We start from the raw sequence: 16,728 nt of genomic DNA on the forward strand, positions 1-16,728 counted from the left end.
CTTAATGTGTTCTCTATCATAAAAAGGGTCAAAAGTCATATCTAAATTACTTATTTATACAGTTATAAAGTATCAGGATTTGATTAGGGTAAAAGGCCAAAAAGGTGTACGGATTGTAATGAACAAATCTGCTAAACTTGAGTATTTATTTAAGGAAAGTTAGCAATAGGTAAGCGTTTGAGATTATCTCTGGCTTTTCCCCTGCTCCACACCGAACGTGCTAGTTTCCCAGCATTCGGCGTTCCATCTAAAGGTATGTACTACATTATAAGTTCCTATGTTACTCTTCGAGACTGGATGCAACGATCCCTTCCACCCCACATACCTTTCGGTATTGATTGATTTTGTCTAAGATCAATCGATTCTGTGGTAATCGTTCAAGATAAACCTTTATCTTCTCTATATCTTTCATATGGATAAGTCGATGGATATCCTTATGAAGAATACGGAGATTCTGAAATTGATCGGACCCTCCTTGGTTCTTTGGCACGTAATGGTGACAGTGAACGTCTTGTGCATGGAGGTATTTGCCTGTAATTTCGCATCTTCCCATCTTCATACTATATCGACTAATACGATTATCCAGATATTCAATACTTCGTTTCGGTAGAGAAGACTTCATTAAATGTCCAATTTCTTTCTGGATATCCGGGCGGAGACTTTTGTGTATCTGTTCCCTACCCTTCTTTGTGTAAAGCGAAAGCTTTGAACTGAAGCTCATCGCATGGAATGTTTTCACATTGCCAATGGGGAATAGATACGTATCATTGATATTGATCGTTTTCGTTCCTAAGCTAAAGGTCTTCCTATAGAAAGGAGGTGGCTTAAAAGGATGTTCTAGCTTTCCAACCGGTCGAAGACGGTTCACTAGAAATGGTTTTAGATCGTAAGCAAGACGTGAAAACACGAGACTTACATGAGTCGCTCGCTTAAAGTATTGGTGAAGTCCTAGAACAAAGCTATTATAACGATTAATATTCTCAGTAGAAGGCGAAGCTTTCATTCTTCGAATGAGTTTCTTCGCTTCCTGTTTGATTTTCTCGCTTTTTGAAGTAACGACCCCAGTATGGGCCACTCGTTTCTTACCCTTTTTATTCGCACGAATGGTGAACCCTAAGAACTCCGATTCTCGTTTTCTTAAGTTTACAATTTGAGATTTCTCTGGTGAGATATCCAGTTTCAAACGCTCTTTGAGGTACAGACGTACCGCATGGTACCACCTTTGCGCTGTCTTTCCATCCCGACATAGAATTTTAAAATCATCCGCATACCGGACCAGATATCCTTGTTTCAAATTCGTTTGTTTTCTCGCTCGCCTTCTGGCATCATCTGAACTGTAGGATTTCGTCAGGGGAAATACTTCCCACTGGTCGGCAACCCATTGGTCTAGATCATTTAAGACAACATTCGAAAGAAGGGGAGATAAAATTCCACCTTGTGGCGAACCCTTATCGGGCACACCTTCACCATCAATTTCTGATGTAATCATTTTAGAAATACATGCCAGTACCTTTCGGTCTTGGATGCCAATATTCCAGAGTTGCTTCTTTAATAGACGATGATTTACGTTATCAAAGAAGCTTTTAATATCTACATCAACCACGTAATGAAGTTGACTATGGTTAATCAGAAACTGTATTCTTGCCATAGCATGATGAGCAGACCGGAGAGGTCTGAAACCGTAGCTATGTTTGAAGAATTGAGATTCTACAATCGGTTCGAGAACTTGTTTGAAGCATTGTTGGATCACTCGATCCAAGATACATGGAATCCCAAGGGGTCTCCATTTTCCGTTCTCTTTTTCAATCCATTCTCTTCGAACTTTCTTCGGGTGATAGTTTTGAAGTTTACTTCGGACTTCATTTACCAGATCATTTTCGGAGAGCTCTTTCATGTCATCGATGGTTTTCCCATCGGTTCCTGGTGTTCTAGAACCTTTATTGGTTTTAATCATGCGAAAAGCGAGCAGGATGTTTTCTCTCGATATGATGGTTTCATATAAATGAGAGAACGTATTTCCCTGACTCGCTTTTTCATGAAGATCCGTAAAGGTCTCCGTCATATTATAATAATCCCAGTTTCGCAGCGTTGACACTGTGGCATCCCTCCTTTGGAGTGATGTTCCCACGTTCCTACCCGATCGGTGCCATTCACGTTAGGAAAATAATCGTTTCATACTCTAGACTTGGGGCTATTCCTCCACTTCCATTACAGAAGTTTCACCAGTCATTCCCCTACCTTCACAAGGATAAATGCTTTTCAGCATAACTTTATAGCAACCGTTTCGGGTGACAGCCCTTGATTCAACGTCCCTTGCTTTCCAAGTACCATACAACGTAGCTATCCATACTAAACGTAGATGCTTCCTTTAAGCCTGTGAGCTCGATACCGCCATCGTTCGGTATAGCGTCTTTCAGAGGGGGCAGTTTTACTCCACACCACTCACGTCATCGTAAGATGACCACGTAAGTTTCCTTACGTTCGAAACTTTAGACCCTTACCTTCGGAAGTTCGTCAGTTCCTATCTCAAAGAACGATTCTCATCCTATCTAGTTTTTCAGCCGTGGGGCATATCCGTCAGCATACCTAATGGCTTCAGCCTTCGTTCTGCCCAATCTACCTGTGCTTCACACCCTAAGACCTGTCCGTCTTAACGCATGCAGAAGTGTTGACGGGATGGTTTCAGGAAACATGGATCCTTCATTCCCATCCTCCGTTGTACAGTTAAAATTTAATCAAATAAACTTCCTGCCTTTCACGCTGAAAAGCGCTTATAGCAGAACTTGTCGCGCGCTCCCGTTTCTTGAAGACTTGATTTCGAGACTTTTGTGAGAATTTGGTCCTGCGGGGGACGATTTCGCTTTTCGCGGGCATGTGCTGAGCTTCCTCGGGCTTAACAGCCCTGTGGGATCTCACCGATCATGTTCATCCCGCAGAAGTCTTCATCGTCCCCCTCCGGACCTTGCGATATATGGAGCTCGAAATCTCTGCTCGAAACGCGCCGTTTTATGATGGAGATAAACTTCTAACAATAAGCGTGTACGTGTAGATCATTCCCGCTATAGAAGCATTTAAGGCGGATCAAGAACCCCTCTATCGTCTATAGAAGGGTCCGTTCACTCTTCCATCATAGGGTGGCGGAGGAAACGACGAGACTCCCGCGGGAGAAGGAGCTAGGCGAGACCCCACAGGGAGTGAAGCGACCGAGGAGGCTTGCCAGTTCCCCGCAGGAAAGCGAGTTGTTTCCGCAGCCATCCCTTCTCTATATTAAGTAACGGACGCAAAATATCTCGAAGCTGAGTCTTCCACAATCCGGCCCTATTGTGTAATAACTTTTCTGATTAAAATTGAACATAACCTTTAACAGAACCAATAAAAAAGTGTAAACATCTACGTTTACACTTTTTTCATTCTTTATTGTGTTAGTGTCTCTGTAACCTTATCTATAGTCATGCCATGGGCAATTACGCCATCAATTGTCCAGTGACTAGGTTCGTTCATTTGATAGACTTGGTCATTTTCAACAGCCGGGGTGCTTTGCCATACGGAACTATTATTAAGAATTTCCAACCCGGCTTCTCCCTCTTGAGCAATTAAAAAGACATGGTTAGCATCCATCTGCCCTAGTTTTTCTAATGCGATTGGATTCCACTGCGTTTCGGCTTCCGGAAGGTTTTTAATAAACTCAGGCTCTGTCACGCCAAGGTCGTTGTATAGAACTTCTGCACCATAACGAGTGTTTTCGAAAACATAGAATTGTTCACCTGAAGCCCATACGAATGCAACTGACTCGTCACCTATGGACTCTTTCAGACTTGCTTTAGCTTCCTTTGCTTTTTGGTCAAAATCAGCCAGTGCCTGTTCGGCTTCTTTTTGTTTACCAAGAATTTCGCCCATTTGGGTTAATTGCTTGCGCCAATCTGAACTGTTTTCTTCACTGAATACGTAGGTCGGAGCAATATCACTGTATTCTTCATACGTACCATTTTGCAGAGCGGATGGACCGCTGAATAAGATTAAACCTGGATCCTGGTTAATGGTTTGTTCTAATGGCAGATCCCAGGCTATTTTGGGAACCCCCTCTAATTGAGGCTGTAGGTAGTCGAGAACTGTGTCACCAATCGACCACTGTGCCACGGGCTGCTCTCCAAGAGCTACTAAAGGATCTTCTAAGTAAGGGGCGAGAATGCGTTCAGGATTGGAAGGAATGGTTACTTCTCCCATCTCATGAGTTAACGTTCGCTCTTCGTTTGATTGTTCACCTTGATTTTGGTCTGAAGAGTTTTCTTCAGAGGACGTAGTGTCTTCATTATTATTACATGCCGTTACTACAGTAAGCATGATCAATAGACTGAATAACAAAAGGGATTTTGATCTAAGCATGACTTTCCTCCTAAAATGATAGTCTAATACCCGATAATGATAATCATTTTCATTGAAAATGTCAAGGCAAAACCTGCTGCACCTGACTTGAACTACTAGAATATTATCGATATAATACGTAGTGATAATGATTCTCAATTTTAATTAAATAGATACATAAACTGATGCTAGTGATAGAGAGGATTTACTGCCGTGAGCGAAGAGGTTGAGCGAAATAAAAATAATAAAAAAGATATAGAAGGATTAACCTTGAAGTTCTTCCAGGCTGGACTTGTATTTTTGCTGGCTATTGCTGGATTATTCCTGTCTCTTGGACTATCCGTTTCTTTAGGGGTAACCGACATACAATTAAAAACGGTATGGGACTCTATATTCGCTTTTGATCCAGGAGTCACAAATCATCAGGTGATCCGTGAACTGCGTTTACCTCGTGCATTTGGCGCTGCTCTAGTGGGCAGCTTTCTTGCTGTTTCAGGGGCTGTCATGCAGGGATTAACTAGAAATCCGCTGGCTTCTCCCTCGATTATGGGGGTCACGCACGGGGCTGCTTTTGCTCTTATCATTGCGTTAGTGTTTTTCCCGACTATGACGAATCTGGGGATGACCATTTCAGCTTTCATAGGGGCGGGACTCGCTGTACTTATTGTATTCGGTGTAGGGTCTTTTTCAAAAGGCGGCTTGACCCCTGTAAAACTTGCCCTTGCCGGTGTGGCAGTAGGTGGCATGTTGAGTTCTCTATCTTCTGCCATCTCTCTTCATTTTCAGGTGGCCAAGCAAATGAGTTTTTGGTACGCCGGAGGGTTAACGGCGACAGACTGGTTGTCTGTGAAAATTCTTTTAGTTGTTGGAGTTGCGGGTTTAACACTTGCATTACTTCTCTCAAGAGCGGTCACAATCCTTAGTTTAGGAGAAGATGTGTCCAAAGGACTCGGGCAAAACACTTTCGTCGTAAAGTCTTTAGGAATTGTGGTTGTTTTTCTTTTAACAGGAGCTGCTGTTTCTGTTGCAGGGACGGTTGGATTTGTTGGATTAGTTATTCCTCATATGACCCGGGCTTTAGTAGGCACGGACTATCGGTTGATTATTCCAGTATCGGCTGTGCTCGGAGGATTGCTTCTTGTGTTATCGGATATTGGAGCGCGGCTCGTTAACGCTCCTTTTGAGACTCCTGTAGGAGCCATCACGGCGTGTATTGGTGTTCCTTTCTTTCTTTACCTTGCTCGAGGAGAGGGGAGGGGGATGGAATGAATAAAAAGCAGAGCCGCTTTGGCTGGGTTGTCTCTATACTAGGAGTTAGTATATTTTTGTTATTTCTATTCAGCTTAAACATGGGTGTCGTCAACATAGCTCCAATGGAAATCATTCGTACGCTTCTTGGGAGTGGAAGCAGCACGCAGGAAATGGTGTTATTTGATATCCGTCTGCCGAGAATGGTGCTTGCTCTTCTAATCGGTGCAGGCCTCGGGGTCTCAGGCGCCATTCTTCAAGGGGTATCACGGAATGACCTTGCGGACCCGGGGATTCTTGGAATTAACACAGGAGCCGGTTTTGCTATTATTGTCTACATTTTCTTTTTTCAAGGTTCGATGTCCAAATTAAGTGGCCTTGGTATTTACGCCATGCCCCTTTTTGCACTGGCAGGGGCTTTTCTGGCTGCTTTTCTGATTTACCTATTAGCCTGGAAAAAAGGGATTAATCCTGTTCGGTTAATTCTTGTTGGTATCGGGGTGAATTCAGGATTCAGCGCAGCTTTAATTATTTTTCAAGTGAAGATGAACCCTCAGGATTTCACTCAGGCTATGGTGTGGCTTGCTGGGGATATATGGGGAGGTAACTGGGACTTTGTTGCCGCTTTGGCTCCGTGGATCATTTTGTTGACTGTATATGCCATGTACAAAGCGTCAGTTCTGAATATCTTGAATCTTGGCGATCAGATTTCCACAGGTCTGGGGGCGGCCGTGGAAAGGGAACGCAGGGTTTTATTGGCGCTTGCTGTTGCGCTTGCCGGATTATGCGTAGCTGCTGGTGGCGGCATTGCTTTTCTTGGACTGGTAGCCCCTCACCTGGCTCGAAGATTAATGGGACCAAAACACGAGACGTTAATTCCTGTTACGGCTTTAATAGGTGCGCTGATTTTGCTAGCAGCGGATACAGTAGGAAAGAACTTGATCGCTCCTGCCGAAATACCGGTTGGTATCGTAGTAACCATTGTGAGCACCCCTTACTTTATATATTTACTAATGAAAACCCATTAGAAGAGGAGACCAATTATGAACGAAATGTTTGATGTAACGATTATTGGCGGAGGAACAACAGGTTTATATACATCATTTTACAGTGGCATGCGCGGTTTAAAAACAAAAGTCATTGAATATCACCATGATCTGGGCGGGAAAGTAGCTTTCTTCTACCCTGAAAAGAAGCTTTATGATGTAGGAGGGTTTCTCGGGGTCCGGGGAGAAGATCTCGTGACCGAGGTGGAAAACCAGGCGTTAAGTGTCCAGCCTGTTATCGTTACAGGCGAACAGATTCGGACGATTAATAAACAGGAGGATGGATCCTTTATCCTGACAACAGCAAGTGGTGAGCAGCATTTTTCGAAAACCGTTATTGTTGCCTCAGGTATGGGGACATTCGAAATGGAACCTCTTCAGGTAGAGGGCAGTAGTCAGTATGATGACAGGTGCATTCACTATACTATTCAAAACGTAAATCAGTACGCCGGAAAAAAAGCAGCTGTTATCTCTCAAAGCCGAGTTGGAATCGACTGGGCGCTTGCGCTTGAAAAAGTTGCAGAGGAAGTACATTTAATTAACCGTGGCGAAGAATTTAAGGCCGTGTATGAACAGGATATAGAAACTCTTGAAAAGTCATCCGTTCACGTTCATAGGAATCAAAAGGTAGAAGATTTAGCAGGTGACGGGCAAGTGCTCACAGGAGTTACTTTACAGGACGGAACCGAATTGGAGGTCGAGCACATTTTAGTCTATGAAGGACTGAATATAGAGAAAAGCCTGTATGACAGCTGGGGCCTTGAAACAGAAAAAGGAAGGATTCCTGTTGGTACGGATATGTGCACATCTATCGATGGGGTTTTTGCAGCAGGCGACGCGGCTATTTATCCAAGTAAGACGATGTTGATCGCTTCTGGATTTTCAGAAGCAATGACAGCCGTAAATAGTGCAGCCATGTACCTGGATCCTAAAGCAAAAGCGCAGGTGTATAGTACGGTTATTTATAAACATGCGAAAGATTAACCCGGACAAAAACCCGAAATGAGAGAAACCTTTTCCTGCGGAATCTCTCATTTCGGTTTTTTTAGTTAGGGGAAAATTAATGGCAGATGCCCAAATTATAGGCAACGATCTTTAATTGGGCACCAATCGTTAGAAGCCAGGCGGTAAGGTTAATTAGAGCGATTGCAGACCATTTTCGAGTATGAACAACGGATTTTCGCTTACTAAAATAGTAGGTTAAAAAAGGGATCGTAAGTATCGTTATGATAGTAGTCAATCCTAACAAACCTTTGTATTCGTTTGTCCATAGAAAATGATTAGGGAATGGGATAATAATAGTTGGTGTATATAAGATGGAGATAAAATAAAATCCTAAAATCCAAGAAGTGAGCATAAAGAAAAGGCTCATCCAAAGTGAGAGTAGTTTCACTTGTTTCTCTCCTTTGCATCATTATTCCGACCTTGTTGGTCGGGTTAATGATATCTTATGTTTCCCCGCTCGAAAAGTCAATATTACCCGTATGATTTTTGGTGTTCTTTTTTCTTCTTCAAGTATTCTTCATTTTCCCTTGCCTGGATCCACTTTTCTTCGAATACCTCGGCTGATTTTGCTTTTTCTTTATCAATATCCCGTTCATTAATCTCACCATTTTTATCGTACTTTTTACCCCCTTTATAATTTGCATAGCGGCGGGAGCGTGTATATCCCATCTGCAGAAATTTCCGTGCCATATCCATGCCGACGAAGTCATCATTTTTCTTGTATTCTAAGAACATTTGATAGATTTTCTCTGATGATTCCCTGGCTATTTCAGGAGTTTTAAAGCGCCAGTGGGGGAGGATCTCCCCTTTGTAGGGTTCGACCATCAGGACGCCCTGTTCTCCTCGCCCTACTCTATATTTGTCCGGGTTCTTACGGAAATCTGTATTTTTAAAGTCTATGGAATAATCGAATGGCAAAGCAATTTCTCCTTCATTACGTATTTTCAACTCCGAACATATTTAATTCCAGATCCTGAGACAGTTTTTTTATGAGGGCTCCGCCTGCGGTACTGTTGCCTTTTGGACTGATGGCTGGTCCAATGACACCAACCCCCATTCGGCCTGGAATAGCACCGATAATACTGCCAGATACTCCGCTTTTACAAGGAAAACCAGCTTCTACAGCATAGTGACCTGAAGAGTTATACATACCTGAGGTCATCATAATAGCTTTGACAGTGCGAAGGTGATGAGGAGGAATTAATCGTTCTTCACTTTCGGAAGTCATTCCACCTCTTGCCAGGAATGCGCCTACGCGCGCAAAATCCTCCGAACACATCATGACCGAATTCATCCGAAAGTATAGCTCGAGTGCATCATCCACACTGGTAACGAGCGTTCCTGTACTTTGCATGAAATAAGCCAGAGAACGGTTACGGGCACTATTGGCACGTTCCGCCTGGTACACTTCCTCACTCATTTGCAATTCGTTATTATTTGTAATTTTTTTAAGGAAGTCAAAATAGCGATTAAACCGGTTTTCTACACTTTTCCCTTTGATTAATGCAGCAGTAGCGATGGCACCTGCATTAATCATCGGGTTAAAGGGTTTGCTGGTATCGTAAGATTCAAGCTGACTAATGGAATTAAAAAAATCCCCCATCGGTTCCATCCCCACTGTCTGGAAAACACGATCTTTGCCAAAATCCTGCAGGGCGAGCATTAGACCGATGATTTTCGAGGTGCTCTGCATGGGAATATAATGATGGTGATCACCTGCTGATAAAGACTCTCCTTCATTCGTTATGATGGTCACACCTAGAAGGTCCTTCATCGTTTCATCAAAATTGGGAAGGTCCATGTTTACTTTACCTGAGGAAGCATAGGGTTTGCTGTCTTCGATAGCATCTTCAAGATATTCTTCAGTGAGTTTCTGCATGTAGTTCTCTCCTTACCTGTTATTCATCTCTACCTACTTCCCTTATAAATGGAAAGGATAAACCAATTAGCACCCTCTAATGCTCAATAGTATAAAAAAAGTAAATAAAAGGCACCTCAGGTCATCCAGATAATGGATGACCTGAGGTGCCTTTTATTTAAAGTAAAGTTGGTTAAGGTTGTTTAAGGTAGCGTCTATCTTTAAGGAACAGGCGCCAGAACAGATAAAAGGCAGGAATCAAAATTCCAAATCCAACCCCGTACACAATCAGCATCGGATAGAAGGTTGATGGATTTGTGAATCCATCTGTAACGGTGAGATGCGGGTAGACGAGATAAGGGAGGTGTGCTGAACCATAAGCATAGATGGCAATTCCATATTGGAGAATGATAGCTGTAACAGCAAACCTTGACCAGCCGCGCACTCCGTCCCGTTTTTTAATAAATAACAAAGTGTACCCAATGATAAAAAAGAACACAGATAATCCAAACCACAGCCAGTTATCCTCGATGTTCTCTACGATCCAATTTGCTTCGGACGGGAATGTCCCAATTGTTAACATAGCAATAGCGATCGACACAGGACCGAGCCAAATCGCATGCTTGCGAAATGTCTGATAAGCTGACCAATCATCTGCTTCCTTGGAATAATCCATAAGGAAAACGGCTGAGATAAATAGCTCGGTGGAAAGACCAAATGCAATATGCATATACAAGGTTGGATGAGTAAGCAGCTCAGCGTAATGAAGGACTGGCAGATCATTTTCATAATCCACAAATCCACCGAGTGTGATCGGTAAGATACTTACAAGAAGTGCGGGAATAATTAACCCGGAAAATCCTGAGGTCAGACGCATAAGCTCCCTGTACTTTTGAGTGTGGTGTTCAAACACCATAAACGTTGTTCGAATCGTCAAAAGCAGCAGCCCAATTCCGACGGGGACAAGCAGGATACTGCCAAGTAAAGTTGTTGCAAATGGGAAGAACGTAACAACGGAAACAACGAAGATGACTAAAAAGACATTTGTAACTTCCCAGGTAGGGGATAAAAAGCGGTTCGCTATTTGCGAAGCACTGGTCTGATCATTTTTTCCGTAAATCATTCCCCAGAATCCTGCTCCAAAATCCAGGGATCCAAGGATGGAGTAGATAAAGAGTAAGCTCCATAATATCGTAATGGCGAGCGTCGAGGCTTCCATAGGTTAATCAGCTCCTTTATAGGTAAACGTGGATTTAATGCGCTGCATCCAGGTCTTTGCTTACAGGGTTCCGCTTAAAATAGGATCGCAATACAAAACCGGTAATAAATAATAGAGTGATATACAGCGTTAAAAATAATCCAAGTAAAAATCTGACACTGCTAGATTTAGTTGCGGCTTCGCCTGTTCGAAGCACATCTGTTATGGTCCAGGGCTGTCTTCCAATACAGCTGAAGCACCAGCCGGTTTCAATCGCAATCATCGCAAGCGGTCCGCTGACTGCAAGAATGGCCAGAAGCCATCCTGGAAATTCTCTTTTTAGCACATGCTTCCAAAATATAGCGAAAAAAGCGACGACAATTAAAAGCGATCCGATACCGACCATGACATTAAATAGGACATGTACATACAGAGGGGGCCAAAGTTCCTCAGGAAATTCGTTCAGGCCGAGAACTTCTGTATCTAAGCGGTCTCCAGCCAGAAAACTGAGAGCGTATGGAATCTCTACGGCATATTTGACCCGCTGGTCTTCCAGTGATGTATAGCCTCCAATGGATAAAGGCGCATAGCGGGTGGTTTCGAATAAACCTTCAGCGGCAGCGAGTTTACGCGGGTTATATTCATGAAGCATTTGAGCCGTTTCGTGTCCATTTATCGCAGTACCCAGGGACATGATGGCCCCGAAGTACAAGGCAATAGTCAGAGCTTTTTTATGATAATTGCGTTCTTTGCTTGAGAGGCCTCTTCTCATTAAACGGATAGCAGCAATGGAAGCAATGATAAAAGCAACTGTCATATAAGCAGATAAAGTTACATGGATGGCTGTCACCCCAAAGCTCGGGTTAAAGAAAGCAGCCCATGTATCGACATCCGTCACACTTCCGTCAGGGGTTATATTAAAACCGGCGGGTGTATTCATCCACGCGTGGACATCTGTAATTAGAATTGCCGAAGCGGTGGCACCAAGAGCAACCGATATTATGCTGATAAATCTTAAAACAGGCGGCAGCCGATCAGCTGCATATAAGTAGATCGACATGAAAACAGCTTCGATTAAGAATGCGAATATTTCCATCTGAAAAGGCAGGGCAATGACTTGTCCGACAATTTCCATGAAATTAGGAAAAAGCAATGATATAAGAACACCGACAATCGTACCGGAAGCAATTGAAACCGCAAGTATAATAGCGAAACCTTTCGTCCACCTTCTTGCCATCAGTGCATAATCGGAATCTTTTTTAATGTAATGCAGAACTTCGGCGATGATAATCATCACAGGGAGTCCCACACCGATTGTGGCATAGATAATATGAAACCCTAAGGAAGACCCAAACAATACGCGGGCCATAACCACGATATCCATGAAATATTCCACCTCCAATAACTATCCATCATTTATTTCCTTAATCTCTATTTATATACGAAAATATGGAATTTCGATCGGCAGAATACAAAAAAGACACCCACTAAGTTAGTGAGTGTCATGCTTTTGACAGAGAACCATCCATTCATCAATTGAAAAAGATTCCATGCTACCTTCTTTAAGGACAAAGGAAAAATAGGAAGAGGCTTGAGGCCCCGCTTTAAGGAAATATTCTTCCACAAGCTGCTGACTGTTTTTATCATGAAGGGTTCGCTCAAGCCAATCCCGGAAAGGCAGTGTTTTTTTGCGCTTCATCTCTCTTTTTAGCTGAAATCCTGCAGGCTGAATCATTGTTTTCCATTCTGAGACTTTCCAGGCACGGTGGTGACTGGGGTCACGCATTTCCTCGAACGTGTTGTAGAAAAGGTCGAGGTGATCATCCTCAGGGGCAGTATTATCGATCATCAAAAATAATCCCCGGGGTTTCAGTACCCGATAAGCTTCTTTTATAAATTTCTCTGGGTCTGAAAAGTGATGAGGAGCAATTCGGCAGCAGACTACATCAAAGCTTTCATCAAGAAACGGGAGGCTGGATACATCCGCAACAATATAGGAAAGGTTTTTTATATCGCTCAAGTGCCGGGCTGTGTTTTGCAGCATATCTTTGGTAAGGTCGCTTGCGACAACATGATCCATCCACCGGCTCATTTCCCTGGCTACATGCCCGCCGCCAGTCGCCAGATCAAGACCTTTCCAATTTGGTTCAGGGTTCAGCCATTCCGTAATTAAGTTTAAGTCCTGCTGGTTATTATGGGTAGCGCTGCTTACATAAGCTTCTTTGTTTTTAGAAAAGGTAGATTGCACCCTTTTTTTCATTTCTTCAGACATCCCGCCACCTTCTTTCTGGTTTGTTATTAGTGTACTCTCCAGATGGTAAAAGCGATAATACTGTATTTTAATCCAACCTGATAAGTAAAATGAATCAAAGAACACGGCTGCCATGTTAAGTCGTATAAACCCTCCGAAAAATGGGCAGGATGGTGGGTGAAGATCCTTTGACAATTCAAGGATTTCCATGTACGATATGGAGAAACTACGTATTTTTTCGTTGACGAGAAGAGTAGGCTGTAAAGGCTGTCCACAGAGAGTCGCTGTTTGCTGCAAGGCGATGACAGGTTAGAGCTGAAGATCATCTCTGAGAAGTTTCGCTGAAATAAGGGTAGAGTAGGTGGAACCGGCAGACGGCCGTTATCCGTTTTATGAACCGAGAGCCGTGCAATTGCTGCGCGGAATATGGGTGGTACCGCGGATCTACATCCGTCCCTGTTTTTATGAGCAGGGGCGGATTTTTTATATTTTAAAAGGGATTTCCCCTTGAGTCTATGGTTGATGAATTTATCGAGATAAAAATAAAAAGGGTAAGAGGTGGAACGAATGCGCAGTGTTAATACGAAAGAAGCAGCAGTAGACCGCGAGAATCGCGTCAAGGACTATTGGAACGCTGAAAATGTATTCAATCGTTCAATGGATGAACGAGAGGGTGCGGAAACGTTTGTATTCTATGAAGGGCCTCCAACAGCTAATGGACTTCCGCATGCCGGTCACGTACTGGGCCGTGTTATTAAGGACTTCGTAGCTCGCTATAAAACCATGGGAGGTTATCAGGTACTTCGGAAAGGCGGCTGGGATACTCATGGTCTCCCTGTTGAACTTGAAGTAGAGAAGCAGCTTGGTATTTCCGGAAAACAGCAAATCGAAGAGTACGGTGTAGAGAAATTTATTGAAGAATGTAAAAAAAGTGTCTTTAACTACGAGAAGCAGTGGAGAGAGTTTACGGAGTCCATCGGCTACTGGCTGGATATGGATGATCCGTACGTAACGCTTCAGAACCGATATATTGAAAGTGTCTGGTATATCCTGAGTGACCTTCATAAACGTGACTTATTAAGCAAAGGGCACCGTGTTACCCCTTACTGCCCAAGCTGCCAGACCACACTTAGTTCGCACGAAGTTGCTCAAGGGTATGAAGATGTTAAAGATCTGTCAGCAACAGCTAAGTTTAAAGTGAAAGGATCCGAAAATGAGTTCTTCCTGGGATGGACGACAACTCCTTGGACCCTTCCGGCTAACGTAACGCTTGCTGTACATCCTGCCCTTACTTATGTGAAAGCGAAGCAGAATGGCGAAGTTTATATCGTTGCTGAAGCACTGGCTGAGAAAAATATGGGAGAAGACTACGAAGTTCTATCTACTCATAAAGGCAGTGAGTTTACCGGAGTAGAATATGACGCGCCATTCCCATTTGTTCAACCAGAGCGTGGCCACTTTGTGGTAGAAGCAGATTTCGTTAACGCAGAAAGCGGTACAGGTGTCGTACACATTGCTCCTGCTTATGGTGAAGATGACTACGCTTTAGTAAACGAACACAATCTATCTTTCTTTAACGTGGTGGACAGTCAGGGACGTTATACGGAAGATATTCCTCCGTTTGCAGGACGATTCGTAAAAGACTGTGACGTTGACATTGTGAAGTACCTGGCAAACGAAGGTCTTCTTTTCCATAAAGAAAAGTATGAGCACAGTTACCCTCACTGCTGGCGCTGTGACTCTCCGTTGCTTTACTACGCAATCGAAAGCTGGTTTATCAAAACGACAGAACTGAAAGATCAATTCCTGAAAAATAACCAGCAAGTGGAGTGGTATCCAGACCATATTAAAGATGGCCGTTTTGGTAATTTCCTTGAAAATATGGTCGATTGGAATATTGGACGTAACCGTTTCTGGGGTACACCGTTACCTATCTGGATCTGCGACTCCTGCAATCACCAGTATGCACCGCACAGTCAGGCGGATCTGCAGGAAAAAGCGATCGGTGATATCGGAGATGTAGAGCTTCATAAGCCATATGTCGATCGTGTTCAGTTGAAATGCGATCAGTGTGAAGGAACGATGAACCGTGTCCCTGAAGTTATCGACGTTTGGTTTGACAGTGGCTCCATGCCGTTTGCTCAGCAGCACTATCCATTTGAAAATAAAGAGCAGTTTGAGAAGCAATTCCCGGCAGATGTCATCTGTGAAGGAATTGACCAGACCCGCGGATGGTTCTACAGCCTGCTTGCTGTTTCGACCTTGTTTACAGGGAAAGCCCCTTACAAACGTGTGCTTTCTACCGGCCACATCCTGGATGAAGAAGGTCGTAAGATGTCGAAGAGTAAAGGGAATGCCCTTGACCCAATGGATCTCGTGAATAAATTTGGAGCGGATGCTTTCCGTTGGGCTCTCCTTGCTGATAGTGCTCCATGGAACAACAAGCGCTTTTCAGAACGCGTTGTTGTGGAAGCTAAATCCAAAGTGATTGATACGCTTGTAAATACGCACGGATTCTATACGCTGTATGCAAATATTGATGGTTACGAGTTCGACGCGAAGGAAGCGGGAGAGAAAACACTTCTGGACCGCTGGGTACTCGCCCGATTGAATAGTGTTACAGCTACGGTTACCGAGGCTCTCGATCATTATGACTTTACAAAAGGTGCTAAAGAGCTGGAGAAATATGTCGATGAGTTGAGTAACTGGTATATTCGTCGTTCCCGTGATCGTTTCTGGCAGGAAGGGATGACTGAATCCAAGAAAGCGGCTTACCATACCTTGCACGAAGTGCTGGTTAACTTAAGTAAGCTGCTCGCACCGTTTATTCCATTTGTGGCTGATGATATCCATCACAACCTAACAGGCGAAAGTGTTCATCTGGCTTATTTCCCTAAAGTGGATGACAATCAGGCAGACAATCAGCTTGAACAGGATATGGATGCCGTCCTTCAAGTAGTTGAACTGGCTCGCGGCGTACGTAATACCGAAGCGATTAAGACGAAGCAGCCGCTTTCTGAACTAGTTGTCATTCCTGTTAACCCTGAACAAGGAAAAGCACTGGAGCGATACAATTCCATCATCCGTGATGAAATTAACGTCAAAGAAGTGGTCGTTAAGCAGTCTTCTGATGATCTTGTCCGTTATGAAGTGAAACTGAATTTCCGTGCGGCAGGTCCTGTCCTCGGTAAGAATGTAGGAGCGGTGAAAGGCTACCTTGAAAAGCTTTCGGATGAAGAAGCAGCTAAGGTTGTAAACGATGGGAAAGTCGTGGTACCAACAGGAGACGGAGAAATTGAAGTACCGATGGATCTACTAAACGTAGAACGCGTAGCTGATTCCGGCTTGTCTATGGGATCCAACCAGGACTTCCACGTGATCCTTGATACAACGATCACTGAAGAACTTCGCCTTGAAGGTCTGGCGCGCGAAGTGATCCGTGTCATTCAGGATGATCGGAAACAGCAGGATCTTCCAATTGATCTTCGCGTCAATATTGCTCTTGATGGCGATGAAGATGTGAAGAAAGCCATCCAGCAAAATGAAGCATTGATTCGTGAAAATGTACTCGTGAAGAACCTTACAGTAGGAGAAACGGATAACATGAAAGACTTTACGGTTGGCGAAAGCCAAGTAAGAGTCGCGCTTCAAAAATAAATAAGTATAAATAAAAGACCTGGCTCAGAGGTATCCTCGTGCCAGGTCTTTTTAATAGGACAAAAACGAGCTTACCATCTTATATAAGTGAAAGGGTGATAAA

12 protein-coding genes and 1 other annotated feature are annotated in these 16,728 nt (G+C 43.5%); of the genes, 4 read left to right on the top strand and 8 right to left on the bottom strand.

Annotated elements, in window-relative coordinates; all coding sequences use genetic code 11:
- Positions 1-280 precede the first annotated feature (280 nt).
- Positions 281-2,095, bottom strand: coding sequence for a group II intron reverse transcriptase/maturase (ltrA, locus tag HBHAL_RS01270; RefSeq protein ID WP_041601139.1), 1,815 nt, complete (start codon positions 2,093-2,095; stop codon positions 281-283).
- A 1,319-nt stretch (positions 2,096-3,414) separates the two neighbouring features.
- On the bottom strand, positions 3,415-4,383 hold the full coding sequence (locus HBHAL_RS01275) for an iron-hydroxamate ABC transporter substrate-binding protein (protein WP_014641512.1): 969 nt from the start codon (positions 4,381-4,383) through the stop codon (positions 3,415-3,417).
- Positions 4,384-4,575: 192 nt separating this feature from the next.
- On the opposite strand from HBHAL_RS01275, the gene HBHAL_RS01280 reads away from it, so the two are divergent.
- The 3 genes from HBHAL_RS01280 to HBHAL_RS01290 are packed head-to-tail and all read left to right on the top strand — an operon-like array spanning position 4,576 to position 7,640.
- Positions 4,576-5,631, top strand: a complete 1,056-nt coding sequence (locus HBHAL_RS01280) for a FecCD family ABC transporter permease (RefSeq protein WP_014641513.1) — start codon at positions 4,576-4,578, stop codon at positions 5,629-5,631.
- Positions 5,628-6,638 carry a FecCD family ABC transporter permease gene (locus HBHAL_RS01285; protein WP_014641514.1) on the top strand — a complete coding sequence of 337 codons (1,011 nt, stop codon included), beginning with the start codon at positions 5,628-5,630 and terminating at the stop codon, positions 6,636-6,638. Before HBHAL_RS01280 ends, HBHAL_RS01285 begins: the two co-directional genes overlap by 4 nt.
- A gap of 15 nt (positions 6,639-6,653) precedes the next feature.
- The gene (locus HBHAL_RS01290; RefSeq protein ID WP_014641515.1) at positions 6,654-7,640 is read left to right on the top strand and encodes an NAD(P)/FAD-dependent oxidoreductase; all 987 of its coding nucleotides are present in this window, start codon (positions 6,654-6,656) and stop codon (positions 7,638-7,640) included.
- Between the two features lie 76 nt (positions 7,641-7,716).
- Here HBHAL_RS01290 and HBHAL_RS01295 read toward each other — a convergent pair whose 3' ends face one another.
- From HBHAL_RS01295 to HBHAL_RS01320, 6 genes are all read right to left on the bottom strand, one after another.
- The gene (locus tag HBHAL_RS01295; RefSeq protein ID WP_041601140.1) at positions 7,717-8,049 is read right to left on the bottom strand and encodes a hypothetical protein; all 333 of its coding nucleotides are present in this window, start codon (positions 8,047-8,049) and stop codon (positions 7,717-7,719) included.
- An 83-nt stretch (positions 8,050-8,132) separates the two neighbouring features.
- Complete coding sequence (locus tag HBHAL_RS01300) at positions 8,133-8,579, bottom strand: DUF4385 domain-containing protein (protein ID WP_014641516.1); 447 nt, start codon at positions 8,577-8,579, stop codon at positions 8,133-8,135.
- A 16-nt stretch (positions 8,580-8,595) separates the two neighbouring features.
- Positions 8,596-9,540: a glutaminase A gene (gene glsA, locus HBHAL_RS01305; RefSeq protein ID WP_014641517.1), complete on the bottom strand. Its 945-nt coding sequence runs from the start codon at positions 9,538-9,540 to the stop codon at positions 8,596-8,598.
- Between the two features lie 172 nt (positions 9,541-9,712).
- Positions 9,713-10,738 (bottom strand): cytochrome d ubiquinol oxidase subunit II, encoded by a 1,026-nt coding sequence (locus HBHAL_RS01310; protein WP_014641518.1) that lies wholly within the window; start codon positions 10,736-10,738, stop codon positions 9,713-9,715.
- A gap of 34 nt (positions 10,739-10,772) precedes the next feature.
- Positions 10,773-12,101, bottom strand: coding sequence for a cytochrome ubiquinol oxidase subunit I (locus HBHAL_RS01315; RefSeq protein WP_014641519.1), 1,329 nt, complete (start codon positions 12,099-12,101; stop codon positions 10,773-10,775).
- A 108-nt stretch (positions 12,102-12,209) separates the two neighbouring features.
- The gene (locus HBHAL_RS01320; RefSeq protein ID WP_231853969.1) at positions 12,210-13,103 is read right to left on the bottom strand and encodes a class I SAM-dependent methyltransferase; all 894 of its coding nucleotides are present in this window, start codon (positions 13,101-13,103) and stop codon (positions 12,210-12,212) included.
- Between the two features lie 97 nt (positions 13,104-13,200).
- Positions 13,201-13,429 (top strand) — a binding site (T-box leader).
- A gap of 106 nt (positions 13,430-13,535) precedes the next feature.
- Here HBHAL_RS01320 and ileS point away from each other — a divergent pair.
- Positions 13,536-16,625, top strand: coding sequence for an isoleucine--tRNA ligase (ileS, locus tag HBHAL_RS01325; protein ID WP_014641521.1), 3,090 nt, complete (start codon positions 13,536-13,538; stop codon positions 16,623-16,625).
- The last annotated feature ends 103 nt before the right edge of the window (positions 16,626-16,728 follow it).

Origin of the sequence: Halobacillus halophilus DSM 2266, assembly GCF_000284515.1 — a bacterium.
Lineage (GTDB): Bacteria > Bacillota > Bacilli > Bacillales > Halobacillaceae > Halobacillus > Halobacillus halophilus.